General features: G+C 73.4%; 25 protein-coding genes and 1 tRNA gene. 16 read left to right on the top strand and 10 right to left on the bottom strand.

The genetic code is table 11. From position 1 onward, the window contains the following. Position 1: 1 nt before the first annotated feature. From ACFYMM_RS07145 to ACFYMM_RS07135, 3 genes are all read left to right on the top strand, one after another. Positions 2–919 carry an ATP-binding cassette domain-containing protein gene (locus ACFYMM_RS07145; protein WP_388384725.1) on the top strand — a complete coding sequence of 306 codons (918 nt, stop codon included), beginning with the start codon at positions 2–4 and terminating at the stop codon, positions 917–919. Between the two features lie 2 nt (positions 920–921). Beyond that, a complete protein-coding gene (locus ACFYMM_RS07140) occupies positions 922–1,824 on the top strand; it encodes a sugar phosphate isomerase/epimerase family protein (protein ID WP_388384723.1) in 903 nt (300 codons plus the stop codon). A 170-nt stretch (positions 1,825–1,994) separates the two neighbouring features. Next, positions 1,995–2,177 (top strand): hypothetical protein, encoded by a 183-nt coding sequence (locus ACFYMM_RS07135; RefSeq protein ID WP_388384722.1) that lies wholly within the window; start codon positions 1,995–1,997, stop codon positions 2,175–2,177. A gap of 63 nt (positions 2,178–2,240) precedes the next feature. On the opposite strand, the gene ACFYMM_RS07130 is transcribed toward ACFYMM_RS07135, so the two are convergent. From ACFYMM_RS07130 to ACFYMM_RS07120, 3 genes are all read right to left on the bottom strand, one after another. Next, positions 2,241–3,245, bottom strand: a complete 1,005-nt coding sequence (locus ACFYMM_RS07130; protein WP_388384720.1) for a Gfo/Idh/MocA family oxidoreductase — start codon at positions 3,243–3,245, stop codon at positions 2,241–2,243. A 60-nt stretch (positions 3,246–3,305) separates the two neighbouring features. Beyond that, a complete protein-coding gene (locus ACFYMM_RS07125) occupies positions 3,306–4,082 on the bottom strand; it encodes an SDR family oxidoreductase (RefSeq protein WP_388384719.1) in 777 nt (258 codons plus the stop codon). A 133-nt stretch (positions 4,083–4,215) separates the two neighbouring features. After that, positions 4,216–5,382 (bottom strand): phytanoyl-CoA dioxygenase family protein, encoded by a 1,167-nt coding sequence (locus tag ACFYMM_RS07120; RefSeq protein WP_388384718.1) that lies wholly within the window; start codon positions 5,380–5,382, stop codon positions 4,216–4,218. Positions 5,383–5,530: 148 nt separating this feature from the next. Here ACFYMM_RS07120 and ACFYMM_RS07115 point away from each other — a divergent pair, with 148 nt between their 5' ends. Beyond that, positions 5,531–6,562, top strand: coding sequence for a LacI family DNA-binding transcriptional regulator (locus ACFYMM_RS07115; RefSeq protein ID WP_388384716.1), 1,032 nt, complete (start codon positions 5,531–5,533; stop codon positions 6,560–6,562). On the opposite strand, the gene ACFYMM_RS07110 is transcribed toward ACFYMM_RS07115, so the two are convergent. Continuing rightward, positions 6,525–7,703 (bottom strand): Gfo/Idh/MocA family protein, encoded by a 1,179-nt coding sequence (locus ACFYMM_RS07110; protein WP_388384714.1) that lies wholly within the window; start codon positions 7,701–7,703, stop codon positions 6,525–6,527. The two genes, ACFYMM_RS07115 and ACFYMM_RS07110, sit on opposite strands and share 38 nt — an antisense overlap. A 141-nt stretch (positions 7,704–7,844) precedes the next feature. Between ACFYMM_RS07110 and ACFYMM_RS07105 the strand changes: the two genes are divergently transcribed. From ACFYMM_RS07105 to ACFYMM_RS07085, 5 genes are all read left to right on the top strand, one after another. Continuing rightward, positions 7,845–8,879: a LacI family DNA-binding transcriptional regulator gene (locus tag ACFYMM_RS07105; RefSeq protein WP_388384711.1), complete on the top strand. Its 1,035-nt coding sequence runs from the start codon at positions 7,845–7,847 to the stop codon at positions 8,877–8,879. An 11-nt stretch (positions 8,880–8,890) separates the two neighbouring features. After that, positions 8,891–9,403: a hypothetical protein gene (locus ACFYMM_RS07100; RefSeq protein WP_388384708.1), complete on the top strand. Its 513-nt coding sequence runs from the start codon at positions 8,891–8,893 to the stop codon at positions 9,401–9,403. A 59-nt stretch (positions 9,404–9,462) separates the two neighbouring features. Continuing rightward, a complete protein-coding gene (locus ACFYMM_RS07095) occupies positions 9,463–10,335 on the top strand; it encodes a dioxygenase (RefSeq protein WP_388384706.1) in 873 nt (290 codons plus the stop codon). Next, positions 10,332–11,417, top strand: a complete 1,086-nt coding sequence (locus ACFYMM_RS07090) for a maleylacetate reductase (protein WP_388384704.1) — start codon at positions 10,332–10,334, stop codon at positions 11,415–11,417. The genes ACFYMM_RS07095 and ACFYMM_RS07090 overlap by 4 nt, the downstream gene beginning before the upstream one ends. A gap of 85 nt (positions 11,418–11,502) precedes the next feature. After that, positions 11,503–11,576, top strand: a tRNA-Pro gene (locus tag ACFYMM_RS07085). A 142-nt stretch (positions 11,577–11,718) separates the two neighbouring features. Here ACFYMM_RS07085 and ACFYMM_RS07080 read toward each other — a convergent pair. The 6 genes from ACFYMM_RS07080 to ACFYMM_RS07055 form a co-directional block, all read right to left on the bottom strand. Then, positions 11,719–12,414, bottom strand: coding sequence for a GntR family transcriptional regulator (locus ACFYMM_RS07080; RefSeq protein WP_388384703.1), 696 nt, complete (start codon positions 12,412–12,414; stop codon positions 11,719–11,721). A gap of 41 nt (positions 12,415–12,455) precedes the next feature. Then, positions 12,456–13,457 carry a proline racemase family protein gene (locus tag ACFYMM_RS07075; protein ID WP_388384701.1) on the bottom strand — a complete coding sequence of 334 codons (1,002 nt, stop codon included), beginning with the start codon at positions 13,455–13,457 and terminating at the stop codon, positions 12,456–12,458. A 32-nt stretch (positions 13,458–13,489) separates the two neighbouring features. Next, entirely contained in the window at positions 13,490–14,395 is a 906-nt protein-coding gene (locus ACFYMM_RS07070; protein ID WP_388384700.1) for a dihydrodipicolinate synthase family protein, read from the bottom strand. 105 nt (positions 14,396–14,500) lie between these two features. Beyond that, positions 14,501–15,928, bottom strand: a complete 1,428-nt coding sequence (locus ACFYMM_RS07065; protein WP_388384698.1) for an NAD(P)/FAD-dependent oxidoreductase — start codon at positions 15,926–15,928, stop codon at positions 14,501–14,503. Next, positions 15,918–16,220, bottom strand: coding sequence for a (2Fe-2S)-binding protein (locus tag ACFYMM_RS07060; RefSeq protein ID WP_388384697.1), 303 nt, complete (start codon positions 16,218–16,220; stop codon positions 15,918–15,920). The genes ACFYMM_RS07065 and ACFYMM_RS07060 overlap by 11 nt, the downstream gene beginning before the upstream one ends. Next, positions 16,217–17,377 (bottom strand): NAD(P)/FAD-dependent oxidoreductase, encoded by a 1,161-nt coding sequence (locus ACFYMM_RS07055; RefSeq protein ID WP_388384695.1) that lies wholly within the window; start codon positions 17,375–17,377, stop codon positions 16,217–16,219. Before ACFYMM_RS07055 ends, ACFYMM_RS07060 begins: the two co-directional genes overlap by 4 nt. A gap of 137 nt (positions 17,378–17,514) precedes the next feature. Here ACFYMM_RS07055 and ACFYMM_RS07050 point away from each other — a divergent pair, with 137 nt between their 5' ends. The 7 genes from ACFYMM_RS07050 to ACFYMM_RS07020 all read left to right on the top strand — a co-directional run bounded on the left by ACFYMM_RS07050 (position 17,515) and on the right by ACFYMM_RS07020 (position 22,100). Continuing rightward, complete coding sequence (locus ACFYMM_RS07050) at positions 17,515–17,622, top strand: putative leader peptide (protein WP_388384693.1); 108 nt, start codon at positions 17,515–17,517, stop codon at positions 17,620–17,622. Between the two features lie 76 nt (positions 17,623–17,698). Then, positions 17,699–18,595, top strand: coding sequence for a glutathione S-transferase C-terminal domain-containing protein (locus tag ACFYMM_RS07045; protein ID WP_388384691.1), 897 nt, complete (start codon positions 17,699–17,701; stop codon positions 18,593–18,595). Between the two features lie 142 nt (positions 18,596–18,737). Next, positions 18,738–18,890, top strand: coding sequence for a hypothetical protein (locus tag ACFYMM_RS07040; RefSeq protein ID WP_388384689.1), 153 nt, complete (start codon positions 18,738–18,740; stop codon positions 18,888–18,890). A 179-nt stretch (positions 18,891–19,069) separates the two neighbouring features. Then, entirely contained in the window at positions 19,070–20,068 is a 999-nt protein-coding gene (locus tag ACFYMM_RS07035; RefSeq protein WP_388384687.1) for an amino acid ABC transporter permease, read from the top strand. After that, complete coding sequence (locus ACFYMM_RS07030; protein ID WP_388384685.1) at positions 20,065–20,853, top strand: amino acid ABC transporter ATP-binding protein; 789 nt, start codon at positions 20,065–20,067, stop codon at positions 20,851–20,853. Before ACFYMM_RS07035 ends, ACFYMM_RS07030 begins: the two co-directional genes overlap by 4 nt. 16 nt (positions 20,854–20,869) lie before the next feature. After that, positions 20,870–21,889 carry an ABC transporter substrate-binding protein gene (locus tag ACFYMM_RS07025; protein ID WP_388384683.1) on the top strand — a complete coding sequence of 340 codons (1,020 nt, stop codon included), beginning with the start codon at positions 20,870–20,872 and terminating at the stop codon, positions 21,887–21,889. A 124-nt stretch (positions 21,890–22,013) separates the two neighbouring features. Further along, entirely contained in the window at positions 22,014–22,100 is an 87-nt protein-coding gene (locus tag ACFYMM_RS07020) for a putative leader peptide (RefSeq protein WP_388385283.1), read from the top strand. The last annotated feature ends 45 nt before the right edge of the window (positions 22,101–22,145 follow it).

The following is a 22,145-nucleotide window of genomic DNA, read 5'->3' as shown; positions in this document are numbered from 1 at the left end:
GATGACCACAAGCAACGGAACCGGAACCCACGGAGCGGTCCTCGCGGACGCCGTGCCCGAGGGCGAGGACCAGCCGATCGTCGAACTGCGCGGGGCCGGCAAGTCGTACGGCAACATCCGCGCGCTGCACGGTGTCGACCTGAGGGTCCACCCCAGCCAGGTGACCTGCGTGCTGGGCGACAACGGCGCCGGCAAGTCCACCCTCATCAAGATCATCTCCGGGCTGCACCAGCACACCGAGGGCGACTTCCTCGTCGACGGCGCCCCGGTCCGCTTCAACACCCCCCGCGAGGCCCTCGACAAGGGCATCGCCACCGTCTACCAGGACCTCGCCACCGTCCCGCTGATGCCCGTGTGGCGCAACTTCTTCCTCGGCTCCGAGATGACCAAGGGCCCCTGGCCCGTGCGCCGCCTCGACATCGACAGGATGAAGAAGACCGCCGACCACGAGCTGCGCGAGATGGGTATCGTCCTCGACGACCTCGAGCAGCCCATCGGCACCCTCTCCGGCGGCCAGCGCCAGTGCGTCGCCATCGCCCGCGCCGTCTACTTCGGCGCCCGCGTGCTGATCCTCGACGAGCCCACCGCCGCCCTCGGCGTCAAGCAGTCCGGCGTGGTCCTCAAGTACATCGCCGCCGCCCGTGACCGCGGCCTGGGCGTCATCTTCATCACCCACAACCCCCACCACGCGTACATGGTCGGCGACCACTTCAGCGTCCTGCGCCTCGGCACCATGGAGCTGTCCGCCGAACGCAGCGAGATCACCCTGGAGGAACTGACCAACCACATGGCCGGTGGCGCCGAACTCGCCGCCCTCAAGCACGAACTGGCCCAGGTCCGCGGCGTCGACGTCGAGGAACTCCCCGAAGAGGGAGACCTCACCACGCCCGTGGCGGCCTCCCCGGAAGGGACCTCCTGACCATGGCGAACGCCCTCGACCGCATCCGGGTCGGCTCGGCCCCCGACTCCTGGGGCGTCTGGTTCCCCGACGACCCGAAGCAGGTGCCCTGGGAACGCTTCCTCGACGAGGTCGCCGAGGCCGGTTACGAGTGGATCGAGCTGGGCCCGTACGGCTATCTCCCCACCGACCCGGCCCGGTTGGCCGACGAGGTGGCCAGGCGGAACCTGAAGGTGTCGGCCGGCACGGTCTTCACCGGCATGCACCGGGGCCCCTCCGTCTGGGACGCCACCTGGGAGCACGTCAGCCAGGTCGCCGCGCTCACCCAGGCCATGGGCGCGCGGCACCTGGTCGTCATCCCCTCCTTCTGGCGGGACGACAAGACCGCCGAGATCCTTGAGCCGCCCGAGCTGACGGCCGAGCAGTGGGCGCACCTGACCAAGGGCATGGAGCGGCTCGGCCACGAGGTCAAGGAGGCCTACGGCCTCGACCTCGTCGTCCATCCGCACGCCGACACCCACGTCGACACCGAGGACCACGTCGAGCGCTTCCTGGACTCCACCGACACCGAGCTGGTCAACCTGTGCCTGGACACCGGTCACTACGCCTACTGCGGCGGCGACAGCGTGAAGCTGATCGAGACCTACGGTGAGCGGATCGGCTACCTGCACCTCAAGCAGGTCGACCCGGAGATCCTCGCGGACGTCGTGGCGCACGAGGTGCCGTTCGGGCCTGCGGTCGCGCGCGGTGTGATGTGCGAACCGCCCGCGGGAGTACCGGAGTTGGGTCCGGTGCTGGAGGCGGCGCAGCGGCTGGGCGTGGAGCTGTTCGCGATCGTCGAGCAGGACATGTACCCGTGCGACCCGGACAAGCCACTGCCGATCGCGGTGCGGACCCGGCGGTTCCTGAGGTCCTGCGGGGCCTGAGAACCGGCCTTCGACGAGGAGCGAGCGGCAAGCGGCGAGTGGCGGGCGGCGGACACGCGGAGGTGTCCGCCGCTTCGTCGTACCGGCCCGTGCCGCCCCCGGGAACCTCGGGCGGCGCGCGAGCGTTGGGGAGGGTGACGGGGGAGCACCCCCCTTGCCGGGAGGACCAGATGACGCATCCTGAGCACCGGACGCCGGACACCGAGCAGGCCGCCCTGCGCCGTGAGCGCTTCGGCACGCTGCCCGAGCGGATACGGCCGCAGGACACCGTGGAGACCAGCCCCGCCACGCTGCCGGACCCGGCACGGAACACCTACAACGCGGACGAGTGGCTGGTGCGGTACTGCCTGTGAGCAGGGGCCGGCACAACGGGACGGGGGGCACGGCAGGCCGCCGTACCCCCCGGTCCGCAGCCGTCAGGCTCCGCGCACCTCGGCGATCGTCACCGGCCGGTGCTCGCGCAGCGACAGCGTGCAGGCCTCCGCGATCCAGCCCGCCTCCAGGGCGTCCTCGATCGTGCACGGGGACGGGCGGCCGCCGGCGACGACCTCGGTGAACGCGGTGAGCTCGGCTCGGTAGGCGTCCGTGAAGCGGTCCATGAAGAAGTCGTGGGGTGTCCCGGCGGGGAAGGTCACGCAGGGCTCCACCGAGCGCAGCGGGAGCTTGTCGTCCAGGCCCACGGCGATGGAGTCCGTGAAGCCGTGCAGCTCCATGCGGACGTCGTAACCCCGGGCGTTGTGGCGGCTGTTGGAGACCACCGCGATCGTGCCGTCGTCCAGGGTGAGTACCGCGCCGGTGGTGTCGGCGTCGCCCGCCTCCCTGATGTAGTCGGCGCCCCGGTTGCCGCCGACCGCGTACACCTCGGTGACCTCGTGGCCGGTCACCCAGCGGATGATGTCGAAGTCGTGCACCGAACAGTCGCGGAAGATGCCGCCGGACGCGGCGACGTACGCGGCGGGCGGCGGCGCCGGGTCCAGCGTGGTCGAGCGGACCGTGTGCAGCTTGCCCAGCTCACCGGCCCGGACGGCGGCCCGCGCGGCGGCGAAGCCCACGTCGAAGCGCCGGTTGTAGCCGATCTGGATCGGCACGCCGCTGCCCTGGACCGCCTTCAGCACCTCCACGCCCTCCGGCATGGTGCGGGCCACGGGCTTCTCGCAGAAGACGGGGACGCCGGCCTCGACGCCGGCCAGGATCAGGGCGGGGTGGGCGTCGGTGGCCGCCGCCACCACGAGGCCGTCCACCCCGGCCGCCAGCAGCGCCTCCGGGGAGTCGGCGACCTCGGCCCCGAACCGCTCGGCGGCGGCCTTGGCGGCGTCCGCGAACGGGTCGGCGACGACGAGCGACTCGACGGCGTCCAGTGCGGAGAGGGTCTCGGCGTGGAAGGCGCCGATGCGGCCGAGGCCGAGGATTCCGATACGCATGGTGCTCCTTGATGCGAAAGTGCCGGTCGTACGGGGTCGTACGGTCGTGCAGTCCGACGGTCAGTCGAGTCCGCCGAGTACGTTCTGGTCCCAGTCGATCACCGAACCGGTGACCACCCCGGACCGCTCGGACAGCAGGAGGACCACGAAGTCGGCGATCTCGTCCGGCCGGCCGAGCCTGCCCATCGGCAGCTTCGCGGCGGCCTGCTCCCGCCAGTCGTCGCCCGCGCCGTGGAAGGCGCGCTGCGTGGCGTCCTCGCCCTCGGTCGCGGTCCAGCCGATGTTCAGGCCGTTGATCCGGATCCGGTCCCGGCGGTGGGCGTGCGCCGCGTTGCGGGTCAGGCCCATGAGCCCGGCCTTGGCGGCGACGTACGGCGCCAGGAACGGCTGACCGCCGTGGGCCGAGGACGTGATGATGTTGACGACGGTGCCGGGCGCCCCGCGCGCCACCATGTCGGCCACCGCCGCCTGCAGGGCGAAGAACGGCCCCTTGAGGTTGACCGCGATGTGCGCGTCGAACAGCTCCGGCGTGGTGTCCAGCAGGGTGCCCCGGGAGGTCAGTCCGGCCGAGTTCACCAGGCAGTCGACCCGGCCGTGGGCGGCCACCACCTCCGTGACCGAGGCCCTGGCCTGCTCGGCGTCGGCCAGGTCGGCCCGCACGTACAGGGCCTTGCCGCCGGCCGCGGTCAGCTCCGCCACCAGGGCCTCGCCCGGTTCGGGGCGCCGCCCGGTGACGGCCACCACCGCGCCCTCGCGGACGGCGGCCCGGGCGACGGCGGCGCCCACCCCCTGGGTGCCGCCGTTGACGAGGACGACCTTGTCGTCGAGAAGTCCCATGCGTGTCCCGCTCTCCTGGCTCGGTCCGGCCTGTCCGGCCTACCTGGTCTGTCCGGCCTGTCCGGCCTACCTGGTCTGTCCGGCCTCTCCGGCCTGTGTGTCTGGTCTGTGGCCTGCTGGTCTGTGTGGTCTGTCAGCTCTCGCGCCGCTGGGCGGCCGCCCGCAGTTCCTCGCGCAGCGCCCGCGCGGGCCACCTCTCGCGCAGCGCCCGCCGCACGACGTCCGCCTGCGCCGGCGGGGCCAGTCCGCCGGCCGGCGGATCGCTGTCCAGGTTGGTCGGGAACGGGTAGCCCTCGGCGCTCGCCGCGATCACCCGCTCCAGCCACTCCTCGGAAGCGCCGTCCGCGCCCCGCGCGAGGAGCACCGGGTAGACCGCGTTCGCCACCGCCTCCCGGTCCACCGTCTCCATCGCGCGCCCGAAGGCGGAGGAGACCTGCAGGAGGTTGGCGACGCGCCGCACGTCCGCCGTGCGGTTCGGGCCGGCCGCGTGGAAGAGCGCCGGGTTGAAGAAGACCGCGTCGCCCAGCGCCAGCGGCAGCTGGACGTGGTGCGCCTCGAAGTACTCCTGGAACCGCGGCAGCCGCCAGGCCAGGTAGCCGGGCTCGTAGCGCTGCGAATGGGGCAGGTACAGCGTCGGTCCCGTCTCGACCGGCATGTCGCAGTGGGCGACAGCGCCCTGGAGGGTGAGGGCCGGGGAGAGCCGGTGCACATGGGCGGGGTAGGCGGTGGCGGCCTCGTTCGAGAGGAAACCCAGGTGGTAGTCGCGGTGCACCCGCTGCGCCGCGCCACCCGGGTTGACCACGTTCACCTGAGAAGTGACCTGGTAGCCGGGGCCCAGCCAGGCCGTCGAGACCAGCGCCAGCATGTCGTTGGCGTAGTAGTCCGCGAACGCCTCCGGGTCGTACAGGGCCGTCTTCTCCAGCGCGTTCCACACCCGGTCGTTCGCGCCCGGCCGCGCGAAATGGTCCCCTGTGTCCGCGCCCGAGGCCCGCTGCTCGGCGATCAGCGCCTCGAACACGGCCGTCACCGCCTCGACGACCGACGGCCGCGGGAAGGCGCCCCTGAAGACCACGATCCCGGGGCCGTCGGCCAGCGCCCGCACCAGCTCCGCCCGCACCGCGCGCCGGTCATCGGCGGCCCGCAGCCGTTCGCTGTCGTAGACGAGGACCTCGCGCTCCACCGACGCGGCGTGCGGGTAGTCCGCGAGGTCAGTGGTCCGCTCCACGACCGACCGGAAGACGTCGAGGTCGCAGTCCTCCTCGGACAACCAGGCAGCGCCCGGTACGGCGGTGACGGACATCGGTGTCCTTCTCTCGGTCGGGGGAGCCACGCGCCCGGGTGTCGGTCCGGGGAGCGGCGCGGCCCTGCCATTCTTGTCAGTACAAACCCCTCGAACAACCAGCAGTGAGCCATCAAAAACCCCTCAGGCAGCCGAGGAGTCCGCCACCATGGGCCATCCCTTCCCGATTCGCGAGATCGCACGTCAGGCCGGTCTGAGCGAGGCCACCGTGGACCGTGTGCTGAACGGCCGGGGAGGCGTGCGGGAGAGCACCGAGCAGGAGGTGCGCCGGGCCATCGCCGACCTGGACCGCCAGCGCACCCAGGTCCGGCTGGTGGGCCGCACCTTCATGGTCGACATCGTCATGCAGGCACCCGAACGCTTCACCACCGCCGTGCGCGCCGCCCTGGAGGCCGAACTGCCCGGGCTGCACCCGGCCGTGCTGCGCTCCCGCTACCACTTCCGGGAGACCGGGCCGGTCCAGGAACAGGTCAGGACCCTGGACCGGATCGGCCGGCGCGGCTCGCAGGGGGTGATCCTCAAGGCGCCGGACGTCCCGGAGATCACCGCCGCCGTCGGCCGGCTCACCGCCGCGGGCATCCCGGTCGTCACCCTCGCCACCGACCTGCCCGCCAGCGAGCGGCTCGGGTACGTCGGCATCGACAACCGGGCCGCCGGTGCCACCGCCGCCTACCTCATGGGACAGTGGCTCGGCGAGCGGCCCGGCAACGTCCTCACCAGCCTCAGCAGCGGCTTCTTCCGCAACGAGGAGGAGCGCGAGATGGGCTTCCGAGGCGTCATGCGGGCCCGGCACCCCGAGCGCACGCTCGTCGAGAGCACCGAGGGGCAGGGCCTGGACGCCAACCAGTACGACCTCGTCCGCGCCGCCCTGGAACGCGATCCGGAGATCCGGGCCGTCTACTCCATCGGCGGCGGCAACATCGCGACCCTGCGGGCCTTCGCCGACCTGGGCCGGGAGTGCGTGGTGTTCGTCGCCCACGACCTCGACCACGACAACACCCGGCTGCTGCGCGAACACCGGCTGTCCGCCGTCCTCCACCACGACCTGCGGCACGACCTGCGCGAGGCCTGCCACCTGGTGATGCGCGCCCACGGCGCCCTGCCGCCCGCCGGGCCGACCCGGCCGTCGGCGATCCAGGTGGTCACCCCGTACAACCTGCCTGTGCCGACGGCACCGTGACCCACGCCCCGCTTTCGGCCGACCGTGCCATCGCGTCCAGCGCGGCGGCGCTGTGCACGGCGTCCGTGAGCGTGGCGCCGTACGGCCTGTCCTCCGCGACCGAACGCAGGAAACGGTAGGCCTCGATCACCTTCAGGTCGTCGTAGCCCATGGCGTTGGCGGCGCCCGGCTGGAACGCCCGGTACTCGCCCTCGCCCGGGCCGACGTACACCGTGCTGACCGGCTGGTCCTGGTAGGCCGTGCCCCGGCTGACCGCCAGCTCGTTCATCCTGCGGAAGTCCCAGAACACCGCGCCCCTGGTGCCGTGCACCTCGAAGCCGTAGTTGTTCTGCTCGCCGACCGAGACCCGGCAGGCCTCCAGGACACCCCGGGCGCCGGAGGCGAAGCGCAGCAGGCAGCTGACGTAGTCCTCGTTCTCCACCGGGCCCAGCTCGCCGCCCGTGGCCCGCGAGTGGCCCGCGGTGGCGCCGCTGGGGCGGGCCCGCTCGGGCACGAAGACCGCCGTGTCGGCGGTCAGGGAGACGATGTCGCCCAGCAGGAAACGGGCCAGGTCGGCGCCGTGCGACGCGAGGTCGCCCAGCACCCCGCTGCCACCCCGCTCACGCTCGTACCGCCAGGTCAGGGCGGACTCGGGGTGGGCCGCGTAGTCGCTGAACAGACGGATGCGGACGTGGGTCACCGCGCCGATCTCACCGGCCGCGATCATCGTGCGGGCCGTCTCGACGGCGGGCGCGTTGCGGTAGTTGAAACCGACCGCCCCCCGCACGCCCGCCTTCGCCACCGCGTCGGCCACCGCCCGGGCGTCCGCCGTGCCCAGCCCCACCGGCTTCTCGATCCAGATGTGCTTGCCGGCCTCGGCCATCGCCACCCCGATCTCCCGGTGCAGGAAGTTCGGGGCGGTGATGCTGACCGCCCGGACCCGCGGATCCCCGGCGATCTCCCGCCAGTCACGGGTGGCGCGGGCGAAGCCGAACTGCTCGGCCGCCTGCTCCGCCCGGCCCGGCACCTCCTCGGCGACGGTCACCAGCTCCGGACGCAGCGGCAGCTGCGGATAGTGGTGCCGCACGCGCGCGTACGCCTGGGCGTGCACCCGGCCCATCCAGCCGAACCCGACGACGGCGACACCGAACGCATCCACCATGACAGCCCCTCTTTGGACCGGTCCATTTTCTGTCCAGGCCACCCTGGGCGCGCTCCCTGCCCGCTGTCAACCTCCCTCGATCGCCTTTGCCGCCTTCGGCATCCTTTGACAAGGGGAAGCAGCTCATGGAACGGTCCAAGCATGAAACCGCCGACGATCCGTGACGTGGCCGAACGGGCCGGGGTGTCCAAGTCGCTGGTCTCGCTGGTGCTGCGCGGCTCCGGCCAGGTCCGGGCCGAGAAGCGGGAGGCGGTGCTGCTGGCCGCGCGCGAGCTGGGCTACCGGCCCAACGCCGCCGCGCGCAGCCTCAGCGAGCAGCGCACCCGAACGGTCGGCGTCCTCCTCGACGACCTGCGCAACCCCTGGTTCGTCGACCTCCTCGACGGCCTCAACTCGCTGCTGCACGCGGCCGGTCTGCGCATGCTGCTGGCCGACGCCAGGCTGAACCGCCGGCTGGGCGACGACCTCACCGGCCCCTTCGCCGAGCTGGGCGTCGACGGCCTGGTGGTGGTGGGCACGCTGCCCGACGCCGGCGGTCTCGCCGCCCTGGCGCGGCGGATGCCGGTCGTGGTGGCGGGCGCCCGGGAGCCGGAGCTGCCCGGCGTGGACGTCGTCGCCGGGGACGACGAGCACGGCGCCCGGCTCGTCACCGAACACCTGCTCGGCCTCGGCCACCGCCGGATCGCCCACCTCGCGGGCCACGGCGCGGTCGGCGAGCTGCGCCGGCGCGGCTTCGAGGCGGTGATGCGCGAGCACGGCGCCGAGGCGCTGGTCGAACCCGGTGACATGACCGAGGAGGGCGGCTACCGCGCCACCGTACGGCTGCTGAGCCGGCCCGACCGGCCCACCGCCGTCCTCGCCGTCAACGACATGACCTCCGTCGGCGTCCTGTCCGCCGCCGAGGAACTGGGGCTCCGCGTCCCCAGGGACCTGTCCGTGACCGGCTACGACAACACGAGCATCGCCCGGCTGCGCCACGTCTGGCTGACCACCGTCGACACCGCCCCGCACGAGGTCGGCCGCCGCGCCGCCCGCTGTCTCCTCGACCGGCTCGACGGCCGCGGCGGACCGGCCACGCTGCGTCTCGCCGCCCCGGCGCTGGAGATCCGGGGCACTACGGCGCCACCCCGCCGCGAGCGGGCCGGGCCGAGTGGCGACGGCACCGCGCGCGGGTGATCGTGGAGGGCATGGCTGACTCCACGGCGACCGCCGCCGGGCCGCGCGGACACGGCACCCGGGAGGCCGTCCTGTTCGGCGGGGTCTACGGCGCCGTCCTGGCCAGCTCGATGGTCGCCGCGCTCAGCCAGTACGGCCACACCTCCCGGGCCAGCCGCCGCTACGACGCCCTGTGGCTGCTGGTGACCGCCCTCGCCTCCGCCCTCGCGCACGGCTACGCCCACTTCATCGCCGAGCGCGCCCCGCAACGCCGCTGGGACGGCCTGCGCTTCCTGGTCGACGAATGGCCGCTGGTCGCGGCCGTCCTGCCCACCGTCCTGATCCTCGCCGGCGCCGGCTGGGGGTGGTGGCCGGCGAACGACGTCGAATACCCGGCGTTCGCCCTGAACATCGCGCTGCTGTTCGGGATCGGCCTGGTCACCGCCCGCCTGTCGCGACGCGGATGGCTCGCCGCCCTGGCGATCGGCGCGGTGGACGCGCTGCTCGGGCTGCTCGTGGTCGTGGCCAACGCCCTCATCAAGTAGGGGCGAACGCCCTCACCGCGCCGGGGGAGGACCGGGCTCCCCCGGGGCATGGAGCTGGTATGACCACCGAAGACACCGTCACCGAAGACGCCGTCACCGCCCAGGCCCTCGACAGCCTGCGCGGCACGGCCGACCCCCGGCTGCGCGAACTGCTCACCGCCCTGGTCCGCCATCTGCACGCCTTCGCCCGCGAGACGCGGCTCACGCGGGCGGAGTGGGGGCGGGCGATCGGCTTCCTCACCGCGACGGGGCAGGCCTGCACGGACACCCGGCAGGAGTTCATCCTGCTGTCGGACGTGCTCGGACTGTCGATGCTGGTCGAGACCGTCCACGGACACGACACCCCCGGCACCACCGCCTCCACCGTGCTCGGCCCCTTCCATCTGACCGAGTCCCCGGCACGCGACCTCGGCGCCACCCTCGACCTCGTCGGCGACGGCGAACCCTGCGTGGTCAGCGGCCGGGTGCGGGCCGCCGACGGCACCCCGCTGCCCGGTGCCGTCCTGGACGTCTGGCAGGCCGACGCGCACGGCTTCTACGACGTGCAGCGCCCCGACGCGCAGCCGCCCGGCAACGGCCGGGGACTGTTCACCGCGGACGACGAGGGCGGCTTCCGGTTCCGCACCTGCGTACCCAGCGCCTACCCCATCCCCACGGACGGCCCGGTGGGCGCCCTGCTGAGGGCCACGGGCCGGCACTCCTACCGCCCCGCCCACATCCACTTCATCGTCTCCGCCGACGGATACGCCCCCCTCACCACGCACATCTTCGTGGCGGGCGGCGACTACCTGGACTCGGACGCCGTGTTCGCCGTGAAGCACAGCCTCGTCAAGGACTTCACCCCGACCGACGACCCCGCCCTGGCCCGGGAGTACGGCGTGCCGAACCCCTTCCGGCACGCCCGCTTCGACCTCGTACTGGAGCGCTCGTGACGGACATCCTCGACTTCACCCACGAGACACCGCCCACCCGGGTGGTCCTGCGGCCCGGCGCCGCCCTCGACGCGACCCCCGAGGAGGCGCGGCGGCTCGGCCTGCGGCGGCTGCTGGTGCTCTCCGGGGAGCGGGGCGCGCGGACCGCGCGGGCGGTCGCCGACGCGCTCGGACCGGCCTGCGCCGGCGTCCACACCGGGGCCCGTATGCATGTGCCCGCCGACGTGGCCGACCGGGGCGTCACGGTGGCGCGGGCGGCGGGCGCCGACGGCTGCGTGGCCGTCGGCGGCGGCTCGGCCATCGGGCTCGGCAAGGCGATCGCCCTGCGCACCGGGCTGCCGCTGATCGCCGTGCCGTCCACCTACTCCGGCTCCGAGATGACCCCGGTGTGGGGCCTGACCGAGCACGGCGCCAAACGCACCGGACGCGACCCGGCGGTGCTGCCGCGCACCGTCGTCTACGACCCCCTGCTCACCCTCTCCCTGCCCGTCGCGCTCTCCGTGACCAGCGGCGTCAACGCCCTCGCGCACGCCGTGGAGGCGCTGTACGCACCCGACGCCTCGCCGCTGACCGCGCTGACGGCCGAGGAGGGCATCCGCGCGATGGCCGCCGCCCTGACGTCGGTCGTCGCCGGCCCGGAGTCGGTGCCGGCCCGCTCGCGCGCCCTGTACGCCGCCTGGCTCTGCGGCTCCTGTCTGGGCGCCACCACCATGGGCCTGCACCACAAGTTGTGCCATGTCCTCGGCGGCACCTTCGGCCTCCCGCACGCCGAGACCCACACGGTCGTGCTGCCGTACGTGCTCGCCTTCAACGCCCCCGCCGCACCCGGGGCGGCCGCCGCCGTGGCCCGCGCCCTGGACGCCCAGGACGCCCCCGAAGCCCTGCGGGACCTTTCCGGCGGCCTCGGCGCACCCCGCTCCCTGGCCGAACTGGGCCTGAAAGAGGACGACTTGGAAGTGGCCGCGGCCCAGGCGGCCGGGCAGGCGTACCCCAACCCCCGGCCGGTCACCGTCCAGGACGCGCTGGCCGTCCTGCGGGCGGCGTACCAAGGACGGCCTCCCGGGCCGGGGCAGGCGTTCTGACGGCGGCACGTGTACGGCGGCACACGTGCGGGTGCGGTAAGGTTGACCTGCGCGATCACGCGGTCCAGGCCGTGTGACACCGCACCGGGACGTGGCGCAGCTTGGTAGCGCACTTGACTGGGGGTCAAGGGGTCGCAGGTTCAAATCCTGTCGTCCCGACTTCGCGAAGTCGCCGGGCAGGGGCCGTTCCAGAGAGATCTGGCACGGCCCTTCTGCATGTCACGGCTGCTCGGCGCGGTGACGAGCCGTCAGCGGCGAACCGTCAGTGGCGAGCCTCGGCGTCCGGCCTGGGCGCCGGGCCTCAGCGCCGGGCCGCCCACAGCCCCCGCACATGGCCCAGATGGCGGGTCATGATCTCGTGCACGGCCTTCTCGTCACGCTCCAGCAAGGCGTCGAGGAGTTCCAGGTGCTCCTCGGCCGAGGCCAGCAGTCGGCCCGCCTCCACCAGGGCCGTCAGCCCGTAGAGACGCGAGCGGCCGCGCAGGTCGGCGACCACCTCCACCAGGTGCGCGTTGCCGGCCAGGGCGAGCAGACCGAGGTGGAAGCGGGTGTCCGCCTCCACGTAGGCGATCAGGTCGCCCGCGGCCGCCGCGGCGACGATCTCCCGTGCGGCCGGGCGCAGCGCCTCCAGGGAGGCCCGGTCGGCCGTGCCGGCCAGCGCCGCCACGGTCGGGATCTCGATGAGCGCGCGGATGTGCTTGTACTCGTCGAGCTGCCGGTCGGAGACGGCGGTGACCCGGAAGCCCTTGTTGGGGACGGCGTCGACCAGCCCCTCCTTGGCCAGGTCCAGCATCGCCTCCCGCACCGGCGTCGCCGAGACGCCGAAGCGGGCGGCGAGCGAGGGTGCCGAGTAGACCTCGCCGGGCCGCAGCTCGCCCGCGATCAGCGCGGCCCGCAGCGCGTCGGCGACCCGCTCCCGGTAACTGCTGCGCCTGCCGCCGAGACGGGGGAGGGCCGGGCCGGTCGGCTCCTGCGACTGTTGTGCCATGTCACGCATCACCCGGGGGAGTCTAGGCCCTGTCGGACCTGGCGGAACGCCTAGAGGACGAACCCCTGCGGGAAGGGGTCGGTGGGATCGAGCAGGTACTGGGCGGTGCCGGTGATCCAGGCGCGCCCGGTGAAGCTCGGCAGCACGGCCGGCAGGCCGCCGACCTCGGTCGTGTCCAGCAGGCGGCCGGTGAACCGGGTGCCGATGAAAGACTCGTTCACGAACTCGGTGTGCAGGGGCAGTTCACCCCGCGCGTGCAGTTGTGCCATGCGCGCGCTGGTGCCCGTACCGCAGGGGGAGCGGTCGAACCAGCCGGGGTGGATGGCCATCGCGTGCCGCGAGTGCCGGGCGGTCGCGCCGGGCGCGTACAGGTGGACGTGGTGGCAGCCGCGGATGGACGGGTCCTCGGGGTGCACCGGCTCCTCCTCGGCGTTGATCGCCTCCATCAGGGACAGGCCCGCCGCCAGGATGTCGTCCTTGCGGGCCCGGTCGAAGGGCAGCCCGAACTCCTCCAACGGCAGGATGGCGTAGAAGTTGCCGCCGTACGCCAGGTCGTAGGTCACCGTGCGGCCGTCGTCGAGCGTGATCCGGCGGTCCAGGCCGACGGCGAACGACGGCACGTTGCGCAGGGTCACATGGCGCGCGGCGCCGTCCTCGACCGCCACCTCGGCGACCACCGGCCCCGCCGGGGTGTCCAGCCGGATGGTGGTGACCGGTTCGACGACCTCCACCATGCCGGTCTCCACCAGCACGGTCGCCACCCCGATGGTCCCGTGCCCGCACATCGGCAGATAGCCGGAGACCTCGATGTAGATCACGCCCCAGTCGCAGTCGGGGCGGGTCGGCGGCTGCAGGATCGCGCCGCTCATCGCGGAGTGGCCGCGCGGCTCGTTCATCAGCAGTTGCTTGATGTGGTCGCGGTGTTCGCGGAAGTACAGCCGCCGTTCGTTCATCGTCGTGCCGGGCACGGTGCCGATCCCGCCGGTGATCACCCGGGTGGGCATGCCCTCGGTGTGCGAGTCGACGGCGTGCAGGACGAGTGTGCTGCGCATGAACTGGCCTCCTGGCTGTGCGGGTCCGGCGGCTATCCGAGTCCGGCGGCGACGGCCTTCTCGGTGGCCGCGCGGACGGCGGCCTCCTGCTCGGGCAGGAGCGGCACCCTGGGTGGCCGTACCCGGCCGCCGTGCCGTCCCACGATGTCCATGGACAGCTTGATGGCCTGCACGAACTCGACCCGGGAGTCCCACCGCAGCAGCGGGTGCAGCTGCCGGTACAGGGGCAGGGCGGTGGTCAGGTCCCCGGCCACGGCGGACCGGTACAGCTCGGCGCAGGCGGTGGGCAGGGCGTTCGGGTAGCCCGCCACCCAGCCCTTGGCGCCGGCCACGGCCAGCTCCAGCAGCACGTCGTCGGCGCCGATCAACAGGTCGAGTTCCGGGGCGAGTTCGGCGATGCGGTAGGCCCGGCGGACATCGCCCGAGAACTCCTTGACGCCGTGGATGTACCCCTCGGAGTGCAGTCGCGCGAGGAGTTCGGGCACCAGGTCGACCTTGGTGTCGACGGGGTTGTTGTACGCCACCACGGGCAGGCCGGCCTCGGCGACCTCCGCGTAGTGGGCCAGCACCGCGCGTTCGTCGGCACGGTAGGCGTTGGGCGGCAGCAGCATCACGGCCCCGCAGCCGGCCTCGTGGGCCTGCTCGGCCCACCGGCGGGCCTCGGCGGAGCCGTACGCGGCCACGCCCGGCATCACCCGCGAGCCGCCGATCGCGGCCACGGCCGTCTCCACCACCCGGGCGCGCTCCTCGGGGGTGAGCACCTGGTACTCGCCGAGGGAGCCGTTCGGTACGACCCCGTCGCAGCCGCGCGCGACCAGCCAGGCGCAGTGCTCGGCGTAGGCGTCGTAGTCGACGGAGAGGTCCTCGCGCAGGGGGAGCGCGGTGGCCACCAGGATGCCGTGCCATGGCCGGGATCCGGGGAGGGGCGTGACGGTCATCGGGGTTCCCTTCACGTGACGTGTGACATTTTACTGAGACTTGCGCAGAACCGCGGGGGTGCTGGGAGAAGCTGGGAGGTACGGACAGCGGGGCCGGACTTCAGGTCACGACACGTCCTCCTCCGGGAGATCGGCGAGGACGCCCAGCGGTACCGGCCGGGCGAGCGGCCGGCGGGACGGCGTGAGCGGGCAGCCGGCCACCGCCGCGACCGCCGGCGCGCACACCCGGCCCTGGCACCAGCCCATCCCGGCCCGGCTGAGCAGCTTCACCGTGCGCAGGTCACCGGCGCCGAGTTCGCCCACGGCCGTACGGACCTCCCCGGCGGTGACCTCCTCGCAGCGGCACACCACCGTGTCGTCCGTGACCCGGTCGGCCCACCGGCCGGGTGGCGCGTACACCGCGTCCAGGGCGGCGGAGAACGCCCTGAGCCGGGTCCGGGAGCGGGCCGCCGCGGCCCAGGCGTCCGGGTCGGGGACGGTGCCGTGCAGACGGGCGGCGATCGAGCGCCCGGCGATGTGGCCCTCGGCGAGGGCCAGGGCGGCTCCGCCGACTCCGGTGGTCTCGCCGGCCGCCCACACGCCCGGGACGTCGGTGCGCTGTTCCCCGTCGACCCGGACGTCCGTCCCCGACAGGGCGCAGCCCAGCGTCTCGGCGAGGTCGGTGTGGGGGAGCATGCCGTGTCCGACGGCGAGGGTGTCGCAGGGGATGCGGTGCCCGCTGCCGGGCCCGACCCGCCCCCGGCGGTCGAGCGCGGCGACGGTGACCGCCTCCAGCCGGTCCGTTCCGTGCGCCTCGACGACGGTGTGACGCCACAGGATGCGCACCCGGCGCCGGGCCAACCCGGCGGCGTACCGGGCGGCTTCGGCGAGCTTGCCGGGCTGCGCGGCCAGCGCCGCCGGGTGGTGCCGCAGCAGGTCCGTCGGGTCGGCGGACTCGACGAGCGCGGCCACCCGGGCACCGGCCGCCGCGAGTCCGGTGGCCACGGGCAGCAACAGCGGCCCGGTGCCGGCGACGACGGCCCTGCGGCCGGGCAGCACCAGGCCGCCCTTGAGCATGGCCTGCGCGCCACCCGCCGTGACCACGCCGGGGAGGGTCCAGCCCGGGAAGGGCAGCACCCGCTCGTAGCCGCCGGTGGCGAGCAGGACGGCGTCGGCGCGTACGGTGACGCCGTCCTCCTGGGCGGGCCCCCACAGCGCGTGCACGGTCAACGCGGCACGGCCGGAGGGGGAGGGGGAGTCGGGGTCGCGTTCCACGCACCAGACGTGATGGTCGCTCAGGTGGGTGATGCGGCCGGCGGTGACCTGGCGTTCGAGGCCGTCCCGCAGCCGCTCCCAGGTGCGCCACTGGTGGTGCAGGCGCTGCGGGCGGCGGGCGTTCAGGGCGGTGGCGGGCTGCCGGTAGAACTGGCCGCCCGCCTGCTCGCCCGCGTCGAGGAGGGTGACGCGCACCCCGTGCGAGGCGGCCGCCAGCGCACCCGCCAGCCCGGCCGGACCCGCGCCGACGACGGCGAGGTGCCGGCGCTCAGTCGTCATCCCGTCCCGTCCCCTCCTGCGTGCGGATCACGTCGCCGGGCCGCGCCGGGATCAGACAGGCCCGCTGGTTCGGCCGGCCGTTGACCGTGACCAGGCAGTCGAAGCACACCCCGATCCCGCAGAACACCCCGCGCGGACGGCCCGTGCGGCGGGTGCTGCGCCAGGCGGTCACGCCCGCGCTCCACAGGGCGGCCGCGACGGTCTGCCCGGGCAGGGCCGCCAGGGTCCGGTCGTCGAAGGTGACGGTGAAGGCGGATCCGGGCCTGGCCCGGGCCAACTCCATTGGATTCACGGGGTGTTGCCTCCGTCTTCCTCGAACCGCTCGGGGCGGAAGGGCGTGAGGTCCAGCTCGGTCGCCTGGCCGCCGAGCACCTGGGCGAGCAAACGCCCGGTGCCGGTGGCGAGTCCGATGCCGGCGCCCTCGTGTCCGCAGGCGTGGTAGAGCCCGGGCGCCCGCGGGTCGGGGCCGATGGCGGGCAGGTGGTCGGGCAGGTACGGCCGGAACCCAGCGTACGTGCGCAGGGCGCGTACGCGCCGCAGGAACGGGAAGAGGCCGACCGCCCCGGCCGCCAGGGCGCGTACGGCGGGCAGCGAGAAGGACCGGTCGAAGCCGACCCGTTCACGGCTCGCGCCGATCAGCACCGGTCCCGCGGCGGTGCCCTCGACCACGGGTGAGGTCCGCAGCGCGGCCGAGTCGCTCGCCACGTCGGCGACGTAGTCCGCGGCGTACACCTTGTGCCGGATCAGCCGGGGCAGCGGCTCGGTGACCAGGACGAAGCCGCGCCGGGGGAGCACCGGCAGACGGACGCCCGCCAGCGCGGCGACCTCCCCACCCCAGGTGCCGGCGGCGTTCACCACGGCCGGGGCGTGGATGTCCCCCCGGTCGGTACGGACCCCGAGCACGGCGCCGCCCGTCCCGCGCAGCACGCCGGTCACGGTCCGGCCCGTGCACAGGCGGGCCCCCGAGGCGCGTACCAGGTGGGCGGCGGCCAGGGCCGGCATCACCTGGGCGTCCTGCGGGTAGTGCACTCCGCCGGCCAGGCCGGGCGCCAGGTGCGGTTCCAGTTCGGCGAGCCGGTCCGCGTCCACCGGCTCGGCGGTGACACCGGCGGCCCGCTGGCCCGAGGCGAACTCCTCCAGGACGGTGAGCGTCCGGGGGGTGGAGGCGACCACCACGCCGCCCTTGGCCTCGTACTCGATCGCCTCGCCGGTCTCCTCCGCCAGCCGGGCCCACAGCCGGGCCGAGAGCAGCGCGAGGTCCAGCTCGGGGCCCGGTTCCTTGTCGGAGACGAGCAGATTGCCCTCGCCGGCGCCCGTGGTGCCGCCCGCCACCGGGCCACGGTCGACGACGGTCACGTCCAGGCCGGCCCGGGCGGCGTACAGGGCGCAGGCCGCACCCACCATCCCGGCACCGACGACCACGACATCGCAGGTCAGTCGCTTCGCCACAGCAGTACTATGTCACATGGCGCAGCTCCTGGGGAGGGTTCGGCGTCGGCGGGCCGACCGCAGGGTGGACGCCCCCTTGACGCCGTGCGGAGCCGGATCGACACTCCTTAGGAATCCTAGTGAACAGGTAGGGAAACATGGGGCGCCCTGAGACGGTCACCGGCCGAGCGAGCCTCCCCCTTCTCACCTCCCGCCTGCACATCGACCTGCAGCGAGTCTGCAGCGCCATCAGCCGCCGGAGCTGAGCCGGGCCCCTCGCGCCCTTCGACCGACGCCGCTTTCGCCGCGCGTACGTCCGCGCGCCCTCACCCGGGGAGACGCATGTCCATCGCACCGCTCGCAGCCGTCCCGTCCGCCCCTCGCACCCCGGCCCCCGCACCCGTTTTCCGGGGGCGGATCGGCCGGGACGCGCGCAGCGGCCACTACGCCGTGCCGCACCGCTACCGGCTCCATCTGTCGACCGCCTGTCCCGACGGCCTCCGCATCGCCGTCGGCCACAGCGTCCTCGCCCTCGCCGACAGCTGTCCCGTCACCTTCCTGCCCGCCGTCCCGGACTGTCCCGGCGGCGGCCACCGGGCGCTGCGGCCGCTGTACGAGGCGAGCGCGCACCGCTACACCGGGCCCGCCCTCGCGCCGGTGCTCAGCGACGACTGGTCCGGACGGATCGTCAGCACCCACGCCCCCGACATCCTGCGGGACCTGGACCGGTTCCGCGCGGACGGCCGTGCCTCGCTCTATCCGCGCGGCGCGGAGGAGGAGATCGCGGCCGTCGAACTGCTCTGCGCCGAGGGCATCGAGGAGGCCGCCCAGGGCGCCGGACGGGCCGGCGCCGGTCCGGCGGAACGGGCCGCCGCCCTCGACGTCCTGCTCGACGCGCTGGGTTCGCTGGAACGGCGGCTGGGCCGCGGGGAGTACCTCGTCGACGACCGGCTCACCGCCGCCGACATCGAGGTGTGGGTGGCCCTCGTCCAGCTCGACACCGTGCACCGCCACCACCTGGACGCGCGTGCCGTGCAGCGCGTCGCCGGTCACCCCGCGCTGTGGGCCCATGCCCGGCGCCTCGCCGCCCGCCCCGCCTTCGGCGCCCACCTGGACCTCGACGGCATCGCCCGTCGTCACCACGGCCGCTGCCAGGGCCTGGAGGCCGCCGGAGCTGCTGTCCAGATCCTGGACTGGGAGCGTCACGCGGCGGACGCCCCGGGCGCTTGGCGCAGGTGAGAGCGGCTCCGACCTCGTCCAGCCAGTGGACGGCCGTTGACATCGCAACGGCCAACTGACTTACTTACGGCTCGGAATGGAGCGCCCGCCCCCAGGGTGGGCGCGAGGGCCCCGCGGGGCCGGAACAGTGACAGGTGACGTGATGTACGCAGCTCCCAGGACGGCCCCGAGCCGCTCCCAGAGCCGCGTCCGGCTGTACGCCGGCCTCCTCGTCGCGGACCGCGCGGTCGATCTGCTCCGCGTGAACAGCGCGTTGTGTACCGCCTCGGGCGCTGCCGCCCGCTGTCTGGGCTGACACCACTTCCCAGCCCCTCCCCGCGTTCCCGACGGACACCGCTGGTGCGGTGTGCCGTCGCCCGCCCAGCCCCGGTTCCCGCGTGTTCCCGTGTGCCGCCCCGTGCCGTAGCGCCGTCGCGGCGGCCCCCACGTGACCCGCCACGGCCCGGGGCGTCCGACTCCCCGCCGGAGCCCGCCATGAGTGAACCCCCAGGCACCGCCCTGTCCCTCGCCGAGGCGCAGGCACCACCATCGCCGACGGCATCTGACACTCCATCAAAGCCATTGACGGCCCAGCGGGTTCAGCCGCTGCGCCGCCCCGGGCGGTGGGTCGCCACCGCCGTCGTGCTGGTGCTCGTGGCACAGATCGCGCACGGACTGGCCACCAACCCCTTCTACCAGTGGGACCGCTTCCGCTACTGGTTCCTGCGCCCCACCATCCTCGACGGCCTCCTCGTCACCCTCGAAGTCGCCGCTCTCAGCGCGGTGCTGGGACTGCTCGGCGGCATCCTGCTGGCCCTCGGCCGGCTCTCCGGAAGCCCCGTCCTGCGCGCGGTGAGCTGGACCTACACCTGGCTGTTCCGCTCGGTGCCGCTGATCGTCGTCCTGATCTTCCTGTACAACTTCAGTGCCCTGTACAAGACCCTGAGCCTCGGGGTGCCCTTCGGACCGGCCTTCGTCAGCTTCGACGAGTCGAAACTGGCCACCGACATGACGGTCGCCGTGGTGGGCCTCAGCCTCAACGAGGCGGCCTACGCGGCGGAGGTCGTACGCGGCGGCATCCTCTCCGTCGACCAGGGCCAGCACGAGGCGGCCGCCGCGCTCGGCCTGCCCAGGGGCTACCAGTTCACCCGGATCGTCTTCCCGCAGGCCCTGCGCTCCATCACCCCGAACTACGTCAACCAGCTGATCGGCCTGGTCAAGGGAACCTCCCTGGTGTTCTACGTCTCGCTGCTCGACCTGTTCGGCTCGGTGCAGACCATGGGCAGCACCTACCCGGGCGACATCGTCCCGCTGCTGCTGGTCGCCACCGTCTGGTACCTGATCCTGACCAGCGCGGTGTCCGTCGTCCAGTTCTACGTGGAGCGGTACTTCGCCCGGGGCGCCACCCGCACCCTGCCGCCGACCCCGCTGCAGAAGGCACGGGCCGGTCTGACCGAGCTGCGGGCCAGGCTGCGCAAGGAGGCCGCCGTATGACCGGCACCGACACCCTGGAGACCACCCCGGCCGCGCTGGAGGTGCACGACGTCCACAAGTGGTACGGCCGCCACCGCGTCCTCGACGGCATCGACCTGACCGTCCGCCCCGGCGAGGTCACCGTCGTCATCGGCCCCTCCGGCTCCGGCAAGTCCACGCTGCTGCGGGTCGTCAACCACCTGGAGAAGCCCGAGATCGGCCACGTCAGCGTCGGCGGCGAACTCATCGGCGTCAAGCGCGACGGAGGACGGCTGAAGGAACTCGGCGAGCGGGCCATCCTGGCCCAGCGCAGCCGGATCGGCTTCGTCTTCCAGAACTTCAACCTCTTCCCGCACCTGACCGTCCTCGACAACGTCGCCGCCGCCCCCGTCGCCACCGGCAAACTGCCCCGGCCCCAAGCCCGGGAACTGGCCCGGGAACTGCTCACCCGGGTCGGCCTCGGCGACCGTACCGGCGCCTACCCCCGGCAGCTCTCGGGCGGCCAGCAGCAGCGTGTCGCCATCGCCCGCGCCCTCGCCCTGCGCCCCGGCATCATCCTGTTCGACGAACCCACCTCCGCGCTCGACCCCGAACTGGTGGGCGAGGTGCTCTCCGTCATCAAGGACCTGGCCACCAGCGGCACCACGCTGGTCATCGTCACCCACGAGATCGGCTTCGCCCGCGAGGTCGCCGACCGGATCGTCTTCATCGACGGCGGAAAGATCGTCGAACAGGGCCCGCCCGCCCAGGTGCTGGACCAGCCACAGCACGAACGCACCCGGGACTTCCTCAGCAAGGTCCTCTGAAAGACAAGGAACAGCCATGCCCATCCAGTTCCCCCGACGCGGCCTGACCCGAGGTCTCACCGCGGCGACCGTCGTCGCCTCCCTCGGCGCCTCCCTCGCCGCCTGCGGAGGCGACAGCAGCGCCGCCACCACCACCGACGCCGCCGGCACGGTGACCGTGGGCCAGGTGTCCAACGGCGCGGCCCGGCCGGCCGCGCTGAAGGTCTCCGAGGTCAGGTCGATCAGCGCCGAGCTGCCGGCCGCCGTCCGCAGGAGCGGCACCCTGAGGATCGCCGTCGGTGCCCTGCCCGACGGGTTCCCGCCCCTGGCGTACATCGGCGCGGACCAGAAGACCCTCACCGGCGCCGAGCCCGACCTCGGCCGCCTGGTCGCCGCGGTCCTCGGCCTCAAGCCCCAGATCGCCAACTACACCTGGGAGAACCAGTTCGTCGGCCTCGACAGCGGCAGGGCCGACGTCGGCTTCTCCAACATCACCGACACCGAGGAGCGCAAGAAGAAGTACGACTTCGCCTCCTACCGCAAGGACAACCTCGGCTTCGAGGTGCCGAAGAAGAGCACCTGGAACTTCGGCGGGAACTACGAGAACCTCGCCGGCCGGACGGTCGCCGTGGACAGCGGCACCAACCAGGAGAAGATCCTGCTCGAGTGGCAGGCCAAGCTGACGAAGGAGGGCAAGAACCTCACCGTCAAGCGCTACCAGAGCAAGAACGCCACCTACCTGGCGCTGGCGGGCGGCCGGATCGACGCGTACTTCTCCGCCAACCCGGGGCAGGCCTACCACGAGCGGCAGACCGCGAACACGCCCGACGCGACCCGCAGCGCGGGCACGTTCTCCGGCGCCGGCGCCTCCCTCCAGGGACTCATCGCGGCCACCACCAAGAAGGACAGCGGGCTCGCCAAGCCCATCGCCGACGCGATCAACCACCTGATCGACGACGGGCAGTACGCCAAGTGGCTGGCCGCCTACAACCTCTCCACCGAGGCCGTCGCCAAGTCCCAGGTGAACCCGCCCGGACTGCCGCTCGACAACTCCTGATGAGTATCCGGACGAAGGCCGGCGCGGGAACAACCGGCGCGCCCGCGTGGTTGGCAGTCGACGACGGGGCATCGCCCCTCGACGGGACCCGGCCCCTCGCGGCCCGCGAACGGAGGTGACGGACATGACGTGTGTCCGCCGAGCCGTCCGCCTGTACACCCGGCCGCACATCGATCTGCTGCGCGTGGCCGGCGCGCTCTGTCGCTCCTGACCGTCCCCCAGCCGTCGGCCGGGGACCCCGAACTCCCCGCGGTCG

Source organism: Streptomyces sp. NPDC006739 (genome assembly GCF_042869815.1).
Taxonomy (GTDB): Bacteria; Actinomycetota; Actinomycetes; order Streptomycetales; family Streptomycetaceae; genus Streptomyces.
Note: the sequence above shows the minus strand (reverse complement) of the source record. Positions and strands in the feature narration are given on the sequence as shown.

Bases quoted from the DNA above. Each gene is read 5' to 3' on its own strand.
- ACFYMM_RS07145 (WP_388384725.1), top strand. From the start codon at position 2: ATGACCACAAGCAACGGAACCGGAACCCACGGAGCGGTCCTCGCGGAC.
- ACFYMM_RS07140 (WP_388384723.1), top strand. From the start codon at position 922: ATGGCGAACGCCCTCGACCGCATCCGGGTCGGCTCGGCCCCCGACTCC.
- ACFYMM_RS07135 (WP_388384722.1), top strand. From the start codon at position 1,995: ATGACGCATCCTGAGCACCGGACGCCGGACACCGAGCAGGCCGCCCTG.
- ACFYMM_RS07130 (WP_388384720.1), bottom strand. From the start codon at position 3,245: ATGCGTATCGGAATCCTCGGCCTCGGCCGCATCGGCGCCTTCCACGCC.
- ACFYMM_RS07125 (WP_388384719.1), bottom strand. From the start codon at position 4,082: ATGGGACTTCTCGACGACAAGGTCGTCCTCGTCAACGGCGGCACCCAG.
- ACFYMM_RS07120 (WP_388384718.1), bottom strand. From the start codon at position 5,382: ATGTCCGTCACCGCCGTACCGGGCGCTGCCTGGTTGTCCGAGGAGGAC.
- ACFYMM_RS07115 (WP_388384716.1), top strand. From the start codon at position 5,531: ATGGGCCATCCCTTCCCGATTCGCGAGATCGCACGTCAGGCCGGTCTG.
- ACFYMM_RS07110 (WP_388384714.1), bottom strand. From the start codon at position 7,703: ATGGTGGATGCGTTCGGTGTCGCCGTCGTCGGGTTCGGCTGGATGGGC.
- ACFYMM_RS07105 (WP_388384711.1), top strand. From the start codon at position 7,845: ATGAAACCGCCGACGATCCGTGACGTGGCCGAACGGGCCGGGGTGTCC.
- ACFYMM_RS07100 (WP_388384708.1), top strand. From the start codon at position 8,891: ATGGCTGACTCCACGGCGACCGCCGCCGGGCCGCGCGGACACGGCACC.
- ACFYMM_RS07095 (WP_388384706.1), top strand. From the start codon at position 9,463: ATGACCACCGAAGACACCGTCACCGAAGACGCCGTCACCGCCCAGGCC.
- ACFYMM_RS07080 (WP_388384703.1), bottom strand. From the start codon at position 12,414: ATGCGTGACATGGCACAACAGTCGCAGGAGCCGACCGGCCCGGCCCTC.
- ACFYMM_RS07075 (WP_388384701.1), bottom strand. From the start codon at position 13,457: ATGCGCAGCACACTCGTCCTGCACGCCGTCGACTCGCACACCGAGGGC.
- ACFYMM_RS07070 (WP_388384700.1), bottom strand. From the start codon at position 14,395: ATGACCGTCACGCCCCTCCCCGGATCCCGGCCATGGCACGGCATCCTG.
- ACFYMM_RS07065 (WP_388384698.1), bottom strand. From the start codon at position 15,928: ATGACGACTGAGCGCCGGCACCTCGCCGTCGTCGGCGCGGGTCCGGCC.
- ACFYMM_RS07050 (WP_388384693.1), top strand. From the start codon at position 17,515: ATGGGGCGCCCTGAGACGGTCACCGGCCGAGCGAGCCTCCCCCTTCTC.
- ACFYMM_RS07045 (WP_388384691.1), top strand. From the start codon at position 17,699: ATGTCCATCGCACCGCTCGCAGCCGTCCCGTCCGCCCCTCGCACCCCG.
- ACFYMM_RS07040 (WP_388384689.1), top strand. From the start codon at position 18,738: ATGTACGCAGCTCCCAGGACGGCCCCGAGCCGCTCCCAGAGCCGCGTC.
- ACFYMM_RS07035 (WP_388384687.1), top strand. From the start codon at position 19,070: ATGAGTGAACCCCCAGGCACCGCCCTGTCCCTCGCCGAGGCGCAGGCA.
- ACFYMM_RS07030 (WP_388384685.1), top strand. From the start codon at position 20,065: ATGACCGGCACCGACACCCTGGAGACCACCCCGGCCGCGCTGGAGGTG.
- ACFYMM_RS07025 (WP_388384683.1), top strand. From the start codon at position 20,870: ATGCCCATCCAGTTCCCCCGACGCGGCCTGACCCGAGGTCTCACCGCG.
- ACFYMM_RS07020 (WP_388385283.1), top strand. From the start codon at position 22,014: ATGACGTGTGTCCGCCGAGCCGTCCGCCTGTACACCCGGCCGCACATC.